This is a genomic window from Micromonospora sp. WMMD735, assembly GCF_049178995.1.
GTDB classification, from domain to species: Bacteria; Actinomycetota; Actinomycetes; order Mycobacteriales; family Micromonosporaceae; genus Micromonospora; species Micromonospora wenchangensis.
Genome location: NZ_JBMHMJ010000002.1, coordinates 4974307 through 4991728 on the forward strand (window position 1 = coordinate 4974307; position 17422 = coordinate 4991728).

Here is a 17422-nt window from a genome sequence, read left to right on the forward strand (position 1 = left end):
AGATTTTGGCAGGGGACGGTTCGGTAGAGGCCATCGAGATCGCGCGTGGTCTGCCGCTGGCGGCGGCGCAGTCAGTGGGGGCGGGTGAGGGAGGCGTAGATGGCGAGGTGCCGCTTGAGGACGACCTCGGGGTGGAAGGTCTGCTCGTACCGCAGCCGGGCCGGGCCGGAGAGCAGCGCGGCACCGGCCCGCGCGACCGGGAGCGCGGCGGCCAGCGCGGCCGGGTCCGGCGGGACCACCCAGCCGGCGGTGCCGCCGAGCAGGCCGGCCGGGATCGCCGGCGGACCGGCCGGCGGCGGGGCATGGCCGGCGACGGCCGAGGCGACGGCGGCCGGACCGGTGCCGGCGGGCTCGTGCGGGGCGTCCGCACCCACCAGGTACGGGATGCCGCCGAGCGCGGTGCCGAGGACCGGCCGCCCGCTGGCCAACGCCTCGATGATCACGGTGGGCAGCACGTCGTGCCACATCGAGGCGGCGATCACCACGGCGCTCGCCTCCACGGCGGCGCGTACCCCGGCCCGGTCGAGCTGGCCCAGATAGACGACGTCGGCGCGTTCGGCAGCGGCGGCCTCGACAAGCGGGCGCAGCTCGCCGTCACCGGCCACCCGCAGCATGCCCAGGCTGCCCACCGGGTGCCGCCGCCAGGCGTCCAACAGCAGTTCGACACCCTTCTCCGGGGTCAGCCGGGCCAGGAAGAGGAAACCGTCACCGAGCGGGGTAGGTGCACCCGGGTCGGGCACCGCGTTGGGCTTGACCACGATCCGCTCGGCCGGGATGCCGTAGTCGGTCAGGTGGTCGGCGATGGCCGAGGTGAGCGCGATGAACCGGTCCACCGAACGCCAGGTGCCCCGGTGCACGGCCAGGGTGGCCGCCATCAGCGCGCTCTGGGTCCGTGAATCCCGGTAGCAGCGGTGCACGATCGACGGCACCGCCAGCGCCCGGCCCTTGCAGTCCTGGCAGATGACGCCGTCGCGGAAGTAGATCCCCGACGAGCAGACCTGCCGGTAGTTGTGCACCGTCTGCACCACCGGCACCCCGTGCTTGTGCGCGGTCCGCACCACCCAGGGCGACAGCAGCGGGTACGGGTTGTGCAGGTGCAGCACGTCCGGCCGGTGCTCGGTGAGCAGCCGGGACAGGTCCTGCTGGGCGCGCGGGGCGTAGATCGGTGAGATCGGCAGCAGCGCCTTGGCCGACTTCGGCATCGACGGGATCTCATCCGAGCTGCGGATGAACGGCAGCACCTCGACCCCGGCCGCGGTGAGCTGCCCGATCTCCGAGTCGACCATCGTGTTCTCACCCGACGGCTGGGCTTCCCGGTACCGGTTGTGCGCCACCACGATTCTCACGGGAACGAAGGCTACCGTGAGGGGGTGCCCGAACTACCGGAGGTGGAGGCGCTCGCGGGCTACCTACGTGAGCGTGCCGTGGGGCGTCGCGTCGACCGGGTCGAGGTCGCCGCGATCAGCGCCCTGAAGACGTACGACCCGGCGCCCACGGCGGTGTCGGGCCGGGCGGTGGCCGACGCCCGGCGGCACGGCAAGTTCCTCGACGTGATCTTCGACGGTGACCTGCACCTGGTGGTGCACCTGGCCCGCGCCGGCTGGCTGCACTACCGGGAGGCGTTCCCGTCCACCACCCCGCTGCGCCCCGGCAAGGGGCCGATCGCCCTGCGGGTACGCCTCGACGACGGCTCCGGGTTCGACCTCACCGAGGCGGGCACCCAGAAGAAGCTCGCCGCCTACCTGGTGACCGACCCGGCGCAGGTCCCCGGGGTCGCCAAGCTCGGGCCGGACGCGCTCGACGCCGACCTGGCCACCTTCACCGAGCGGTTGCGCAGCCGACGGGGGCAGGTCAAGGGGGTGCTGACCGATCAGGCGGTGCTCGCCGGGGTCGGCAACGCGTACTCCGACGAGATCTTGCACGCGGCGAAGCTGTCCCCGTTCGCGATCACCGACCGGCTCACCGACGACCAGCTCGCCACCCTGCACGCCGCCACCCGGACGGTGCTGGGCGACGCGGTACGCCGCTCGGCCGGGCACCGGGCGGCGGAACTGAAGGGCGAGAAACGCTCCGGGCTGAAGGTGCACGCCCGCACCGGACTGCCCTGCCCGGTCTGTGGCGACACGGTGCGGGAAGTCTCGTTCGCCGACTCCAGCCTCCAGTACTGCCCCACCTGCCAGACCGGGGGCAAACCGCTCGCTGACCGTCGGTTGTCCCGCCTCGTACGGTGAGTCACATCGCGCCATTGTTACGGAGAGGTATCGTCCCCGGCGCGTGGAACGTCCCCGTCCGCGCTCTACCCCGGTGGCCGTCCATCGGTATAGTGGCTCGGTCCCCGGCTTCGAAAACTGACGTGAAGTCGGCCGGTTCCCCATCGGCAACGCCAGACGCAAAGCCCCCCGGCTCGGCGTTTGACCCGCTGCCAGCGTGGGAGACTGGGACGGTGGGCGACCCGGGCCCCTCACGGCGAGTGAGCGGCGCGCGTCATGCGGGAGGACATGGGTTGAGGTGACGACAAGCCTCCAGCGCCCGGTAACCAACACAGGCCGGAGCAAACTCGTGCGGCACGTCGACAGCTTCGAGATCCAGCCGCCGACACCGCCGTCACACAACGGGGTGCCCCGGTCGGCATGGGCCCGCGCCCGACGCCGGGTGTCCCGCTGGCACCGCCCGTACACGGCGGCGCTCCTGCTGCTCGACTTCGCCGCCGTGGTGCTGGCCGACTGGATCGCCCAGGAGGCGTTCGGCCAGGCACGGGCCGGCTTCTACAACGCGCAGGCGGACCCGACCTGGTTCTACACGGTGGTCTTCCTGCTGGTGCCGCTCGGCTGGCTGGTGGCCCTGTGGGGCAACCGGGCCTACGACAGGCGTTACCTCGGCCTCGGCCCGGAGGAATACAAGCGGGTCATCCGGGGTGGGGTCGCGGTCACCGCGACCGTGTCGTTCGTCGCCTTCGCCACCAAGACCGACCTCTCGCGTTACACGGTGGGTTTCGCCCTGGCCGGGGCGTTGGTGCTGGTGCTCCTCTTCCGGATCACCGCCCGGTTCGTGCTGCACCGCATCCGGGGTCGGGCCGGGCACGCCGGGCACCGGATGGTGCTGGTGGGCACCCTGCCGGAGTGCCTGGAGGTCTACACGGCGGTCACCCGCAACCCGAGCGCCGGCCTGGTGCCGGTGGCCATCCACATCACCGACGGGTACGCCGCCGCCCGGGGCATCCAGACCCCCGTCCCGGTGTACGCCGGGCGGGACGTGCTGGCCCTGGTGCGGGAGGTCGGCGGGGACACCATCGCGGTCTGCGGCTCGGCCAGCGCCGAACCGGGTGAGCTGCGCCGGCTGGCCTGGCAACTGGAGGGCTCCGGCGTCGACCTGGTGGTCGCCCCGCAGCTCACCGACATCGCCGGCCCCCGGGTGCACATCCGCCCGATCGAGGGCCTGCCGCTGCTGCACGTGGAGGAGCCGACCCTGTCCGGGCCGGCGCTGCTGGCCAAGAACCTGATGGACCGGATCGCCGCCGGGCTGGGCCTGCTGCTGCTCGTCCCGGTCTTCCTCGCCATCGGGCTGGCCATCCGGCTCTCCGACCCCGGGCCGGTCTTCTTCCGCCAGCCTCGGGTGGGCCACGAGGGGCGGACCTTCCGGGTGTGGAAGTTCCGCACCATGTACGTCAACGCCGAGGAGCGGCTGGCCGGTCTGGTCGACCAGAACGAGACCGACGGCATGCTGTTCAAGATGAAGCAGGACCCCCGGGTCTTCCCGGTGGGCCGCTTCCTGCGGGCCTCCTCGCTCGACGAGCTGCCCCAGTTGATCAACGTGCTGTGGGGGGAGATGTCGCTGGTGGGGCCGCGTCCGCTGCCCGCCGACGACGGCGACTTCCTCGGCGACGTACGGCGGCGGCTGCTGGTCCGTCCCGGGATGACCGGGCTGTGGCAGGTGTCCGGCCGCTCCGACCTGTCCTGGGACGAGGCGGTCCGGCTCGACCTCTACTACGTCGACAACTGGTCGTTGGCGTACGACCTGAGCATCCTGTGGCGCACGGTCGGTGTGGTGCTGGCCCGCAAGGGCGCGTACTGAACCCCTTGGCGTGGCGGGCCGGACAGGCCAGGATCGCGGGGTGGGTGGCAACCTCTCCGCCGTGGTCGGCGTCGTCTCGCTGGTGACCGCGCTCGCCGCAGCGCTCGCGGCGGCGCTGCGGCTACGCGGTCGACGGGGCATCGCCACCGCCACCCAGCGGGCCACCTACGAGGTGCTGCACACCGCCGGGCTGGCCGCCGAGCCGTTGCGTACCGGGCTGCACCCGGCGGGCGCGGCGAAGGCCGTACGCCATCTGCGGGCCCTGGTGGGGGCGGCCGGGCTGGCGTTGACGGACGCCGACACGCTGCTCGCCCTCGACGGGCGCGGCGGGCACCACGGCGGGCAACTGCTCGCGGCGGCCCGGCGGGTGGCCGAGACCGGCCGGTCGACCGTGCTGGGCGAGTCGGAGCTGCACTGCGACCGGGTGGACTGCCTGGTCCGGGGGGCGGTGGTGGCACCCCTGTCGGCCGACGGCCGGGTGGTCGGGGCGCTCGTCGCGGTGGCCGACGGGCCGCCCGCGCCGGGCCTGGTGCAGGCCACCCTGGAGACCGCGCACTGGGCCGGCAACCAGCTCTCGCTGGCCGAGTTGGACTCGTCCCGGGAGCGGCTGGCCCGCGCCGAGGTCCGGGCGTTGCGGGCGCAGATCAGCCCGCACTTCATCTACAACGCGTTGACCGCGATCGGGTCGTTCGTGCGCACCGACCCGGAACGGGCCCGGGAGCTGATCCTGGAGTTCGCCGAGTTCACCAGGTACTCGTTCCGGGCGCACGGGGAGTTCACCACCCTCGCCGAGGAGTTGCGGTCCATCGATCGTTACCTGACCATCGAACGGGCCCGGTTCGGTGACCGGTTGCAGGTGCGGTTGCAGATCGCCCCGGAGGTGCTGCCGGTGACCCTGCCGTTCCTGTGCCTGCAACCGTTGGTCGAGAACGCGGTACGGCACGGGTTGTCGCGCAAGCCCGGTACCGGCATGGTGAGCATCGAGGCCCGGGACGCGGGTGCCGAGTGTCACATCACGGTGGAGGACGACGGAGTGGGGATGGACCCGGCCACGCTGACCGCGGGGATCGCCGAGCTGACCCGGGCCGGCAGCGACCCGACCGACGACCCGGGCCAGCACGTCGGCCTCTCCAACGTCGACGAGCGGCTCCGCTCGGTCTTCGGCGACGGGTTCGGCCTGGTCGTCGAGACGGGCCCCGGCTCGGGTACGAAGGTGAGCCTGCGGATTCCGAAGTTCCACCCGGGCGTACGGGCCGGCGCGTGAGCGAGCGGGGCGGCGCGGTGAACGCCTCCGGGTTCCTGCGGGTGCTGGCGGTCGACGACGAACCGCCGGCGCTCGACGAGTTGGCGTACCACCTGCGGGCCGATCCCCGGGTGGCCCGGCTGCACACGGCCGGCGACGCCACCGAGGCGCTGCGGGTGCTGCGGGACACCGACGTGGACGTGGTCTTCCTGGACATCCGGATGCCCGGCCTGGACGGGATGGAACTGGCCCGGGTGCTGCGCCGGTTCGCCAGGCCGCCCGCGATCGTCTTCGTCACCGCGTACGACGACGGTGCGGTCGACGCGTTCGACCTGGGCGCCACCGACTACGTCCGCAAGCCGGTACGCGCCGAACGGCTGGCCGAGTCGCTGCGCCGGGTGATGGGCTCCCGGGTGGTGCCGTCGCACCCGGCGGCGCTGGCCCGTGCCGAGGAGGACCCGACGATCCCGGTGGAGCTGGCCGGGACGACCCGGATGCTGCCCCGCTCGGCGGTGCGCTGGGTGGAGGCGCAGGGTGACTACGCGCGGCTGCACACCGCCGACGGGTCGCACCTGGTCCGGGTGTCGCTGGCCACGCTCGCCGAGCGTTGGGCGGACGCGGGTTTCGTGCGCATCCACCGGTCGTACCTGGTGCAGTTGCGGCTGATCGCGGAGCTGCGCCTGGTCAACTCGGGGTACGTGGTGCTGATCGACGCCGCCGAGCTGCCGGTGAGTCGCCGGCACACCCGGGAGCTGAAGGACAAGCTGGTCCGCGCCGCCAAACAGGACTGGAACCGCTGACCCGGGCGCGGCCATGATCGTCGCGCCGGCGGCTGATCGGCGCAGTATCGGCGACGTTGCGGTGACGGAGTGCCTCGGATGCCGCACCATCGGCCCCTGGCGGGGAACGGCGAAGGGCGCCCCGGCCTCGGCCGGGACGCCCTTCGCCGTTGGTGACGGTCAGCGCGGGGAGGGGGTGCCCACGCCGGAGTCGGTCACCGTGAGCCTGCTACCGGGGGTCGTGGCCCGGCCCGTGGGCGGAGTAGCCGTACCCGGGTAGACCCAGAGCGTGCCGACGACGTCGGCGACCACATGGGTGTTACCCGAGTGGTTGTAGACGTTGAAGCCCTGCGTGGGACCGAGGATGCCCAGCACCGCGTTGGAGACGGTCTGCCCGGCGGCCGGGTTGAGGTTGCTCGCCGTGGGCCGGGTCATCGCCGAGTCGGCCGGCCACACCGTGAGCACGGTGTTGCTGGTCGGGGTGACCGCGGTGACGTTCATCGCGAGCACCTGCGTGCTGGGGGTCAGCATGCTCGCCGGTGCGGTGACCTTGCCGACCGCGGTCGGCCCGAGCACGCTCGGCAGGCCCTGGCCGATCCGGCTGTCCGCGATCCGGGTCGGCGACATCGGCGTGAACCGCAGGCCGTCCGGAACCGTGCCGTCGTCGATCACGCCCACCACGTCCACCACGAGGTGGGTGGTCTGCGAGGTGTAGATCGCGAACTGCGGTGCCCGCTTGCCGCCGCACTCGGTGCACTCGACGGTCTCCACGATGGCGAGGTTCGGCACCACCTTGCCCGCCGGGTAGTTGACCGTGGACGCGGTGGGCACGTCCCCCTGCCCGTTCCAGGCCGTCAGGTAGCCGGCCTTGCGGGGCGAGACGGCGGTGATGTTGACGACCAGCGCCCTGACGTTGGCGTTGACGCTGCCGAAGCTGAGCCAACTCTCCATGTAGTAGTCGGCGGGCAGGGGAGCGCCGTCGTCCCGGGTGTCGTAGAGCCGGAACGGCTTGATCCACTGGTACTGGCCGCCCGGCCCCCGGCTGGAGAGCGAGTTGTTCCCCGCCCAGACGCCCGCCACGTCGACCACGACGTCCGTCGACCCGGCGTGGTTGTAGACCGACACCTTGCCGCCCGAGCCCACCTTGACGGTGACGCTGTTCGAGCCGAGCCACGACTTCGCAAAGTTGATCGAGGACGCGGTCGGACGGCTCTGGCCGGCGGGGTAGAGGGTCAGGAAGCTCCCCGCCGTCGGGCCGACGACCGTCACGTTCAGCACGACGGAGCCGACACCGCTGCTCGGCACCCCACCCCGCCCGGTGACCTGGAGGTCGACCTTCTTACCCGGACCGATCTTGGCCTTGGGCGCGCCCAACCCGGACCGGGTGTCCATCAGCCGCTTCGGCGCCAACGGGTAGTAGCTGCCGGTGACGCCCCGGAAGCCCTCCACGGCCAACTGCACGCGGCGGGTGCCGGAAGCGCTGTCGTCGGCGAGCAGCAGGCTCGCCTGCTGCACCCCCTCCCTGGTCGGCTTGGCCGCGACCGAGACCGTGCAGGTCTGCCCCGGGGTCAGCGTCCGGCCGGTGCAGTTCGAGTCGAGCAGCGCGAACGCCTCGGGCGTCGGGCCACCGAGGCTGGCCGCCCCGAAGGTGACCGGGGCGCTGCCGACGGACCGGAAGGTCACCGTCCGGGCCGCGCTGGGCACCGCGATCTCCTGGTAGTTGAAGCTGACCGGGTTGGGCTCGCCGTGCGCGACCGCGTAGTCCACTGACGAGTTCCAGCGCAGCTCACCGCTGACCGTACCGGTGTAGTAGGTGCTGTCCCGGCAGCTGTACTCGTAGGCGGCGGCGAACGCGTTCACCAGGCCGGTGTCGCTGTCCCGGTCGGCCTGCCGGACCTTGATCCACCCGCTGACGTGGCCGCAGCCGCGCCCGTCGGAGGCCAGGTCCATGGCGGCGGTGCCGCCGTCGCCCTGCCAGGTCGCCTGGTAGGTCTGACCGGCGGTCCACTGCTCGCCGGCCGGCGGCTGGATGCTGAGCCGCACGTAGGAGCCGGCCCGGTTGGTGTCGACCGCCAGCCGGTCGTTGCTCTGCGCGACCACGGAGATGGTGGAGTTGTCGCGGTCGAAGACGTCGGACCGGTAGATCGGATAGCCGCCGGTCTGGTCGCCGACGTCGACGGTGAGGACCGTGTACGGCGCGGTGGGCGTGGCCAGCGCCACCCCCGGCAGTACGGCCAGCGCACAGGTCCCGGCAACGCTCATGCCGAGTAGAGCGCGAAAAATGCGCATGCATTACCCCGTGAAGAAGGAAGAGTGATTGTGGACCACACACTATGGGCGGTGATCACGAGCGGCAAGGCCGTATCGACGGAATGCCAAGAAAGGGCATTGCGCCCTTACCGGATCGACGACCGGCACGTGAGCCGGGCCTCCGACGGAACCACCGTCCCATTCGCGGAAACGCGAGAGCGCCCCGACCGTGCGGTCGGGGCGCTCTGCGGTGACGGCTGACGGTCAGCCGTCGTGGCTGCTGCCGGTCAGCTCCGGTTCGAGCCCGGAACCGCGCTCGGCTTGGCCTTGCCGCCCTTCAGCGACGCGGCCGACTTGGCCGTGGACGCCTCCGGGTAGTAGAACGTGCCCACCACGTCGGCGACCAGGTGCGTGCTGCCGGACAGGTTGTTGACGTTGAACGCGTAGTTCGGGCCGATGACACCCAGCACGCCGTTGGAGACGACCTGGCCCGCGTACGGGTTCAGGTTGCTGGTGTCGGGCTTGCCGACGCCGTCGAAGTCGGCCGGCCAGGTGGTGATGACCGTGTTGTTGGTCGGGGTGACGGCGGTGACGTTCATCGCCAGCACGTCGGTGTCGGGCGTGACCAGCTCGGCCGGGGCGGTCACCTTGCGGGTGCCGCCCGCCGGGATGGCACCGGAGATGCCCAGGTTGGAGCGGCTGTCCACGATCCGGGTCGGGCTCAGCGGGGCGAACCGCATGCCGTACGGGGAGTCGCCGTCGTCGACCACACCGACCAGGTCGACCAGGACGTGCGCCGCCTGCGAGGTGTAGATGCTGAACTTCGGCGCACCCGGGATGCACCACTCGTTCTGCTCGGTGCCGGTGCAGGGGGTGGTCTGCACGAAGGTCAGGTTCGGCACGTTCTTGCCGGCGAGGTAGTTCACCGTCGAGGCGGCCGGCCGGGTGCCGTTGCCGGACCACGCGGTGAGGAAGCCGGACTTGGCCGGCGACACCGCGGTGACGTTCAGGACGAACGACTTGACGTGCGGGTTGTAGTCACCGAAGTCGAGCGAGTATTCCAGCACCTGACCGGCCGGGGGCTTACCCTCCGGGTCCTCCCGGCTGTCCCAGTACCGCGTCGGCAGGTACCACTCGTACTGGCCGCCGGCCCGGTTGGTGAGGCTGTTGTCGCCCGCGTAGAAGCCGACCACGTCGACGATCACGTCGGTCGAGCCGCTGTTGTTGTAGACCGAGACCTTGCCACCGGAGCCGAGCTTCACGGTGACGTTGTTGGAGCCCAGCCAGCCCTTGGCGAAGTTCACCGAGGAGGCGGTGGGGCGGGACTCACCGGTCGGGTAGGCGGTGAGGAAGCTGGCGGCGCTGGGACCGGTGACGGTCACGTTCAGCACGACCGCGCCGACGCCGCTGGCCGGTACGCCACCACGGCCGGCGACCTGGAGGTCGACCTTCTTGCCGGCGCCGATCTTGCCGACCGGTGCGCCGGTGCCGTTGCGGGTGTCCAGCAGCCGGGCCGGGGAGACCGGGTAGTAGGCGCCGGTCACGTCGTCGAGGGCAGCCGCCTTCTGCAGCGGCGCGGAGACGGGAGCCGCGGAGGCCGTACCCGGCACCACGGCGAGTGCACATGCTCCGGCGAGACCGACGCCGAGGAGAGTGCGAATTTTGCGCATAGAGACCCCGTGTTCGAAGAGGAAGGGATTGGCTGCCCCAGCGTAGGGGCCTGGGTCAATGCCGGCAAGGCCGTTACAGATGATCTCCGGGTGACGTTCCGGTGAGGACGAATCAGACGTAACGCCATGGTGGTCGTCGGGTCGCCCACCGTCATCCACAGGCCGGTCGCCTTGTCCACAGGTTGTCCACAGCCCCGGTGGACGACACTTGACATTCGGGTGGGGCGGACGAGACTGCCCGGGTGACCGCCGACCACGACCCCGAACCGCCACCGGTGGACCCGGGGCCGCCGGCCGTCCGGTCGACCGGACGGGTACGGATCGTGCTGGCCGGCGTCTCCCGCCGGGACACCCGGGCCGCCCACACCCGCACCGAGCTGACCCAGCAGACCCGGGTCGGTGAAGCGCTGGTCCGGGGCCTGGTCCGGGCACAGCTCACCCTCGCCCTACGGCTGAGCCTGCTGGTGCTCATCGGGTTGGGCGGGCTGCCCTGGCTGTTCGCCATCGCGCCCCCGGTCGGCCGGGTCACCGTGCTCGGCGTCAACCTGCCCTGGCTGCTGCTCGGGGTGGTCTCGTTCCCCTTCCTCATCGCCGTCGGCTGGGCATACGTGCGGCTCGCCGAACGCAACGAACAGGACTTCGTCGACCTCGTCCAGCGACCGGAACGCTGAGATGGGCAACGGGTACGTCGTACCGGCGATCGTCGCGGTCACCCTGATCACCGTCGGCATCGGCTTCTACGGACTGCGCCTGGCCCGGACCACCTCCGACTTCCTGGTGGCCTCCCGGACGGTCAGTCCGACCTGGAACGCCGCCGCCATCGGCGGGGAGTACCTGTCGGCGGCGAGCTTCCTCGGCATCGCCGGGCTGGTCCTCAAGTACGGCGTCGACGTGCTCTGGTACCCGGTCGGTTTCGCCGCCGGCTACCTGGCGCTGCTGCTGTTCGTCGCCGCGCCGCTGCGCCGCTCCGGGGCGTTCACCCTGCCCGACTTCTGCGAGCTGCGGCTCGGTTCCCGCCGGCTGCGCACCCTGGCCACCGTCTTCGTCATCTTCATCGGCTGGCTCTACCTGGTGCCGCAGTTGCAGGGCGCCGGGCTGACCCTGGCCACGGTGGCCGGCTCGCCGTACCCGGTAGGGGCGCTGCTGGTCGCCGCGGTGGTCACCGCGAACGTGGCGTTGGGCGGGATGCGGGCGATCACCTTCGTGCAGGCCTTTCAGTACTGGCTGAAGTTGACCGCGCTCGCCGTACCCGCGATCTTCCTGGCCCTGCAGTGGCAGGCCGACGCCCGCCCGGCGGTGACCCCGCCCGACGGGCCGGCGTTCCGCACCGCCACCACCGTGGTGGTCGAGCACCGCGCGGCCCTCACCTTCCCCGACGGCACCATCCGTGAGGTACGCCCCGGCGACGAGTTGAGCTTCGCCGCCGGTGATCCGGTGCCCGAGGTGTCCGGGGTCGCCACCGGGGCCACCGACTGGTTGCTGCCCAGCGCCGCCGGGGACGACGACCGAGGTCTGTTCGCCACCTACTCGCTGATCCTGGCGACCTTCCTCGGCACCATGGGACTGCCGCACGTGCTGGTGCGCTTCTACACCAACCCCGACGGCGCGGCGGCCAGGCGGACCACCCTGGTGGTGCTGGCCATGGTCGGCGTCTTCTACCTGCTGCCCACGCTCTACGGCGTGCTCGGCCGGATCTACACCCCGCAACTGCTGGTCAGTGGGCAGACCGACGCGGTGGTGGTGCTGCTTCCCGAGGCGGCGCTCGGTGCCGGCGTCACCGGGCGGCTGCTCTCCGCCCTGGTCGCCGCCGGGGCGTTCGCCGCCTTCCTGTCCACCTCGTCCGGGCTGCTCACCAGCGTCGCCGGGGTGATCTCCACCGACGTGCTGGGGCACGGCTCGGTACGCGGCTTCCGGCTGGCCACGGTGATCGCCGGCGGGGTGCCGGCGGTGCTCGCGCTGAACGTCTCCGGGCTGGACGTCTCCCAGGTGGTCGGGCTGGCCTTCGCGGTCGCCGCGTCCAGCTTCTGCCCGCTGCTGGTGCTCGGCATCTGGTGGCGCGGCCTAACCGATCTCGGCGCGGCGGCCGGGGTGCTGGTCGGTGGCGGCGCGGCGATCGGCGCGGTGCTGGTCACCGTGCTCGGGCCGCCGCTGACCGGCTGGCCGGCGACCCTCACCACCCAGCCCGCCGCCTGGACGGTGCCGCTCGCCTTCACCGTGATGATCGCGGTGTCGATGGCGACCCGCCGCCGCACCCCGGTCGACGTCGGAGCCACCATGCTCCGCCTGCACGCCCCCGAGTCGCTCCGTTCCTGACGGTTCGTCCCGATCAGTCGGCGTCCCGGCCCACGTCCTCCCGGCACCACCCCCGCCCGATCGTCCGCCTGCGGGATGAGCCGGGATCGTCCCCTGGCGGGAGCAGCCCCTCGCCCGGCCCGGATACGGTCGGGGCATGACTGGTGAACACCCTGCGCTGGCACTCCGTGGCTTGGCCAAGCAGTTCGACGGCAAGGTGGCGGTCGCCGGGGTGGACCTGGCCGTCCCCGCCGGCTCGTTCTACGGCCTGCTCGGCCCCAACGGCGCCGGCAAGACCACCACCCTGTCGATGGCCGTCGGGCTACTGCGGCCCGACCACGGCAACGCGTGGGTGCTCGGGCACGACGTCTGGGGCGACCCGGTCGAGGCGAAACGGCTGCTCGGCGTCATGCCCGACGGCGTACGGCTGTTCGACCGGCTCAGCGGCGCGGAGCTGCTGGCGTACCACGGTCTGCTGCGCGGCATGGACCCGGCGGTGGTCGACCAGCGGGCGGCGGAACTGCTCGACGTGCTGGCCCTCACCGACGCCGGCCGGACCCTGGTCGTCGACTACTCCGCCGGCATGAAGAAGAAGATCGGCCTGGCCTGTGCGCTGCTGCACGGCCCCCGGCTGCTGGTGCTCGACGAGCCGTTCGAGGCGGTCGACCCGGTGTCGGCGGCGCTGATCCGCGACATCCTGCACCGGTACGTGGTCGGCGGCGGGACGGTGGTCTTCTCCAGCCACGTGATGGAGGTCGTCGAGCGGCTCTGCTCGCACGTGGCGATCCTCGCCGAGGGCACCATCAAGCGGGTCGGCACCCTCGCCGAGGTCCGCGGCGACCGGTCCCTGGAGGACGTCTTCGTCGAGGTCGTCGGCGGCCGGACGGCGACCGGTGAGGAGCTGGCGTGGCTGTCCCGGTGACCGCGCCCGCGCCCGCCGCGCCGGTCCGCGCGGTCTCCCCGCGCCACTTCGTCCGGCTCAAGCTGCGGGTGATGGGCAACAACTTCCGGGGCCAGGGCTGGCGGGTCGCCCTGTTCGTGGTCGGGGTGCTGGTCGGGCTCTGGTTCGCGGCCGGCGGTTTCCTCATGTTCGCCGCCCCCGGCTTCGCCGACGAACCCCGCTACGCGGTGATGGCCGCGGCCTTCGGCGGCGGGGTGCTGGTGCTCGGCTGGCTGCTGCTGCCACTGGTCTTCTTCGGCGTCGACGAGACCCTCGACCCGGCCCGGTTCGCCCTGCTGCCGCTCTCCCGCCGCACCCTGGTCACCGGGCTGTTCGCGGCGGCCCTGGTCAGCGTCCCGGTGTTCGCGGTGCTGGTCGCGGTCACCGGGCTGGTGGTCAGCGCCGCGCTGCTCGGCGGCGCGGTCGCCGGGGTCGTCGCCGCCCTCGGCGTGGTCGCCGGGGTGCTGCTCTGCGTCGCCGCCAGCCGCGCGGTGACCAGCGCGTTCGCCACCATGCTGCGGTCGCGCCGGGTGCGCGACCTGGCCGCCGTGCTGCTCGCCGTGGTCGCCGCGCTGCTCGGCCCGTTGCAGCTCGTGGTGCTGGCCGCCGTACGCACCGCCGACTGGGACCGGCTCGTCGGGGTGGCCCGGATCGTCGGCTGGACCCCGTTCGGCGCACCCTGGACGATCGGCCTGGACGTGGCCGAGGGCCGGGCCTGGGCCGTGCCGGTCAAGCTGCTGATCACCGCGTTGACCATCGGGGCGCTGCTGCTGTGGTGGTCCCGGTCGCTGGAGTCCGCGATGGTCGGCGCGGCCAGCGCCGCCCCGGCCAAGGCCCGCCAGGCACCGACCGGCGGCGCGGTCGCCCAGCTCTTCCCCCGGGCGGTCGGCTGGGCCCGGCGCGACCGGTTCGGCGCGCTGGTCGCCCGCGAGTGCCGCTACTGGTGGCGGGACGCCCGACGACGGGCCAACCTGATCACCATCGCGGTGGTCGGGATCTTCGTCCCGGTGATGGTCAACCTCGGTGGCGCCGGGTTCGCCGTCGGCGAGGAGGGCTTCGAGGCCACCGGGGACCCGTCGCCGGTGCTGCTCAGCATCTCGATGCTCTTCGTCGGCGTGCTCGCCTCGGTGACCCTGGCCAACCAGTTCGGCTTCGACGGCAGCGCCTACGCGGCCAACGTCGTGGCCGGGGTGCCGGGTCGGCTGGAGCTGCGCGCCCGGATGACCGCCTTCTCCGTGTACGTGGTGCCGATGCTCGGCGTCGTCTCCCTGATCATCAGCGGGGTGCTCGGCCGACCGGAGTGGTTCGGGGTGGCGGCGGGCGCGCTGCTCGCCTCGTACGGGGTGGGGTTGGCGATCAACGGGTTCATCTCGGTGCTCGGGGCGTACTCGCTGCCGGAGACGAGCAACCCGTTCGCGATGAACACCGGTTCGGGGATCGCCAAGAGCATGCTCACCCTGCTGTCCATGGTCGGCTCGGCGGCTGCCGCCGTACCGATGGTGGTGGCCGCCGGGCTGCTCGGCGACGTCTGGCTCTGGCTGGCCCTGCCGGTCGGCGCGGCGTACGGGGTGGGGGCGGCGCTGCTCGGGGCGTACCTGGCCGGGGACGTGCTGGACCGCCGGATGCCGGAGCTGCTGTCGACCGTCACCCCCCGCCGCTGATGCCCGTCGTCGAGGCGGTGACCACCGTCGCGGTCCCGCCGGAGGTGGCGTTCGCGGTGTCGCAGACCGTCGCGCCGGTGCGCTACCGGTGGGACCCGTTCGTCCGCGAGCAGCACTTTGTCGACGGGGCCACCCGGCCCGGCAAGGGGGTGCGTACCTTCACCCGCTCCCGGCACGGCCTGGTGATGATCAGCGAGTACGTCTCCTTCGCCCCGCCGACGAACGTCGGGATGAAGATGGTGCGCGGCCCGTGGTTCTTCGAGATGTTCGCCGGTGGCTGGCGGTTCGCCCCCGCACCCGAGCCGGGCCACACGGTCGCCACCTGGCGGTACAGCTTCCGCTGCCGGCCGGCGTTCCTGCGCCCGGTCGCCGACCGGGTCGGTGTCTGGCTGCTCACCCGGGACATCCGTCGTCGGATCGCCGGTTACGCGGCCGGCTGCGCCGACCCGGAGGTGCTGGCCGCCGCCCGCGCCACCCTGTCCGCCGGGCCGGACGGCACACGCCGGGAGGCGGACCTCACCCCTCGGGGTGCTGACCCCGCCCCTCGGGATGCAGCGGACGACGACGCGGGACGACCCTCCGGTAGCTGATCCGCCAGCCCGTCGCCGGCCGCCGCGCGCCGGCCGTACCCGCCGGGGGCTGTACCTCGACCCGACGGATCACGTCCTCGTAGACGACGGTGCCCACCGGGCCGTCGACCGGCACGCCGAGCCCCTTCGAGCGGACCCGGACGGTGCCGTCGGCGTCCTCGCTGACCACGACGTTGGTCACGTGGTGGCCGAGCGGGTTGCCGTCGCCCAGGGTCCGCGCCGCCTCGGCGAACGCCGCGTACCCCCGCAGTACGCCGAACCCGTAGGCGGTGACGTCGTAGGCGAAGTCGTCGGTGAACAGCTCGGACAACCGGTCGAACGCCCCGTCGTCCATCAGGTGGCCGTGCAGCGCGACGAGTTCGTGGATCGCCAGCCGGTCATCGGCGCTCAGCGGCACGCCCGTCGTCCCTCCAGCCGGGCGGCGGTTCCCGTCGAGGTGACGAAGGAACGCCAGGTGTCGGGGGTGAAGTGGAGCGTCGGGCCACAGCGGTCCTTGCTGTCCCGGACCAGCACCACCCCGGGCAGATTGTCCGCCACCTCGACACAGTTACCGGAGTCGTCGGAACGCGACGAGGTCCGCCAGCATGGCTCGTCAGAGATCATGGGGTCACCTTCAGCTTGTTGACCAGATCGAGCGAGGCCCGCTCGGCCAGCGCCTCACCCAACAGACTCTCCCACTTGCGCAGCATCAGTCGAATCCATTCCGGATGGTCCGCGATCTGCCCCCGGGCGGTGTTGTCCAGACACAGGACCTGCTCGCTCCCAGGCAGTTCCGCCAGCACGAACCCGCCGCCCAGCGAGACGTGCGCGCCGGCATCGAGCGGCAGCACGTGGAGCCGCACGTGAGCCGTGCCGGCTGGCAGGGCCAGGGCGCGCCGCAGGCCCTGGGCACGCTGATGGTGGAGGCCGGCGACCAACTCGGCCAGCTCACCGGCCACGTCCGGCCCGCCGACCTGCACGAACGCTTCCTCGGCTGGGCCCGCGCCCGCCCGGCGGGGAGTTCCGGAGATCATCTACGCGGGAGCGGCACCGAACCGGCGTGTCGTGGTCGCCCCGGCGTAGACGATCATGGAAGCTCGGCCGGCTCTCGCCCCGACCGGGCAACGCGGGACGGGGCGGGGGCCACAATGTTTCACGTGAATCCAGAACCGGGTGCCGAGATCCACCACACCGACCCGTTCGCGGTGCCGACCGGGCAACGCTCGCCAGCACGTCGGCTGCGGGGGCGGCTCGCCGCGCCGGTCACGCTCTGGACCGCTCCCGGCCCGGCCGGGCTGACCGTGTCGTCCACCCTGGTCGCCGAGGGGGAGCCGGACCGGCTGCTCGGCCTGATCGACCCCGAGGCCGACCTGTGGCCGGCGATCGGGGACGCCGGTCGGTTCGCGGTGGCCCCGCTCGGGCCGTCCCACCGGCAGCTCGCCGACCGGTTCGCCGGGCTCTTCCCCTCGCCGGGTGGGCTGTTCGCCACCGACGCGTGGACCGACACGCCCTACGGGCCGGTGCCCGCCGACGCCGGAAGCTGGGCCGGCTGCCGCCTGGACACCGCCCGGGAGTACGGCTGGGCCCTCCTCGTCGAGGCGACCATCGAGACGGTCGAGATTCTCACCGACACCCCGCCCCTCCTGCACCACCGGGGCCGCTACCACCAGCTTCCCTGACCCGTCGGGGGTGGTCGGGTCGCAATGTCACCGAAATAGCGGTCTCCTGGACGGCGGATACCGCTATTTCGGCCCAGGCGGGTGGATCATCGCCCGGTCAGCCCGGTCCGTCCGTGCCGTGCGGTCCGTCCGGTGAGCGGGGTGACGTGGGTCACTGGGCGCAGGTGGGGGACCGTTCGGCGCAGGGGACTGCCGGGATCGATCTGCACCTTTTCTTGCCGGCGGGCCGCTCTCTACGGTGCGCGAAACTCCCGATGCCTGTGAAGGT

General features: G+C 72.3%; 16 protein-coding genes. 10 read left to right on the plus strand and 6 right to left on the minus strand.

Annotated features, from left to right (window positions below):
• Positions 1-71 precede the first annotated feature (71 nt).
• Complete coding sequence (locus ACN268_RS21430; protein ID WP_421484733.1) at positions 72-1346, minus strand: glycosyltransferase; 1275 nt, start codon at positions 1344-1346, stop codon at positions 72-74.
• 24 nt (positions 1347-1370) lie between these two features.
• Between ACN268_RS21430 and ACN268_RS21435 the strand changes: the two genes are divergently transcribed.
• The 4 genes from ACN268_RS21435 to ACN268_RS21450 all read left to right on the plus strand — a co-directional run bounded on the left by ACN268_RS21435 (position 1371) and on the right by ACN268_RS21450 (position 6114).
• Positions 1371-2231, plus strand: coding sequence for an Fpg/Nei family DNA glycosylase (locus ACN268_RS21435; RefSeq protein WP_088643573.1), 861 nt, complete (start codon positions 1371-1373; stop codon positions 2229-2231).
• 328 nt (positions 2232-2559) lie between these two features.
• Positions 2560-4071, plus strand: a complete 1512-nt coding sequence (locus tag ACN268_RS21440) for a sugar transferase (protein ID WP_204958286.1) — start codon at positions 2560-2562, stop codon at positions 4069-4071.
• Positions 4072-4111: 40 nt separating this feature from the next.
• Complete coding sequence (locus ACN268_RS21445; RefSeq protein ID WP_421484734.1) at positions 4112-5335, plus strand: sensor histidine kinase; 1224 nt, start codon at positions 4112-4114, stop codon at positions 5333-5335.
• A gap of 17 nt (positions 5336-5352) precedes the next feature.
• Positions 5353-6114 carry a LytR/AlgR family response regulator transcription factor gene (locus ACN268_RS21450; protein WP_088643667.1) on the plus strand — a complete coding sequence of 254 codons (762 nt, stop codon included), beginning with the start codon at positions 5353-5355 and terminating at the stop codon, positions 6112-6114.
• Positions 6115-6273: 159 nt separating this feature from the next.
• Here the strand turns inward: ACN268_RS21450 and ACN268_RS21455 are convergent, their stop codons facing one another.
• Both ACN268_RS21455 and ACN268_RS21460 read right to left on the minus strand, forming a co-directional pair.
• The gene (locus ACN268_RS21455; RefSeq protein WP_421484735.1) at positions 6274-8355 is read right to left on the minus strand and encodes a hypothetical protein; all 2082 of its coding nucleotides are present in this window, start codon (positions 8353-8355) and stop codon (positions 6274-6276) included.
• Positions 8356-8630: 275 nt separating this feature from the next.
• Entirely contained in the window at positions 8631-10013 is a 1383-nt protein-coding gene (locus tag ACN268_RS21460; RefSeq protein WP_421484736.1) for a hypothetical protein, read from the minus strand.
• Positions 10014-10288: 275 nt separating this feature from the next.
• Here ACN268_RS21460 and ACN268_RS21465 point away from each other — a divergent pair, with 275 nt between their 5' ends.
• From ACN268_RS21465 to ACN268_RS21485, 5 genes are all read left to right on the plus strand, one after another.
• A complete protein-coding gene (locus ACN268_RS21465) occupies positions 10289-10684 on the plus strand; it encodes a hypothetical protein (protein WP_363650335.1) in 396 nt (131 codons plus the stop codon).
• A 1-nt stretch (position 10685) separates the two neighbouring features.
• Positions 10686-12326: a cation acetate symporter gene (locus tag ACN268_RS21470; protein ID WP_421484737.1), complete on the plus strand. Its 1641-nt coding sequence runs from the start codon at positions 10686-10688 to the stop codon at positions 12324-12326.
• 136 nt (positions 12327-12462) lie between these two features.
• On the plus strand, positions 12463-13227 hold the full coding sequence (locus ACN268_RS21475; RefSeq protein WP_088643579.1) for an ABC transporter ATP-binding protein: 765 nt from the start codon (positions 12463-12465) through the stop codon (positions 13225-13227).
• A complete protein-coding gene (locus ACN268_RS21480; protein ID WP_421484738.1) occupies positions 13212-14906 on the plus strand; it encodes an ABC transporter permease in 1695 nt (564 codons plus the stop codon). The genes ACN268_RS21475 and ACN268_RS21480 overlap by 16 nt, the downstream gene beginning before the upstream one ends.
• Complete coding sequence (locus tag ACN268_RS21485; RefSeq protein WP_421484739.1) at positions 14906-15496, plus strand: SRPBCC family protein; 591 nt, start codon at positions 14906-14908, stop codon at positions 15494-15496. Before ACN268_RS21480 ends, ACN268_RS21485 begins: the two co-directional genes overlap by 1 nt.
• On the opposite strand, the gene ACN268_RS21490 is transcribed toward ACN268_RS21485, so the two are convergent.
• The 3 genes from ACN268_RS21490 to ACN268_RS21500 are packed head-to-tail and all read right to left on the minus strand — an operon-like array spanning position 15423 to position 16455.
• Positions 15423-15893: a nuclear transport factor 2 family protein gene (locus ACN268_RS21490; RefSeq protein ID WP_421484740.1), complete on the minus strand. Its 471-nt coding sequence runs from the start codon at positions 15891-15893 to the stop codon at positions 15423-15425. The genes ACN268_RS21485 and ACN268_RS21490 overlap by 74 nt on opposite strands.
• Entirely contained in the window at positions 15884-16099 is a 216-nt protein-coding gene (locus ACN268_RS21495) for a DUF397 domain-containing protein (protein ID WP_421484741.1), read from the minus strand. The genes ACN268_RS21490 and ACN268_RS21495 overlap by 10 nt, the downstream gene beginning before the upstream one ends.
• Entirely contained in the window at positions 16096-16455 is a 360-nt protein-coding gene (locus ACN268_RS21500) for a Scr1 family TA system antitoxin-like transcriptional regulator (RefSeq protein ID WP_421484742.1), read from the minus strand. The genes ACN268_RS21495 and ACN268_RS21500 overlap by 4 nt, the downstream gene beginning before the upstream one ends.
• Between ACN268_RS21500 and ACN268_RS21505 the strand changes: the two genes are divergently transcribed.
• A complete protein-coding gene (locus ACN268_RS21505; protein WP_421484743.1) occupies positions 16393-17154 on the plus strand; it encodes a flavin reductase family protein in 762 nt (253 codons plus the stop codon). The two genes, ACN268_RS21500 and ACN268_RS21505, sit on opposite strands and share 63 nt — an antisense overlap.
• Positions 17155-17422: the final 268 nt, after the last annotated feature.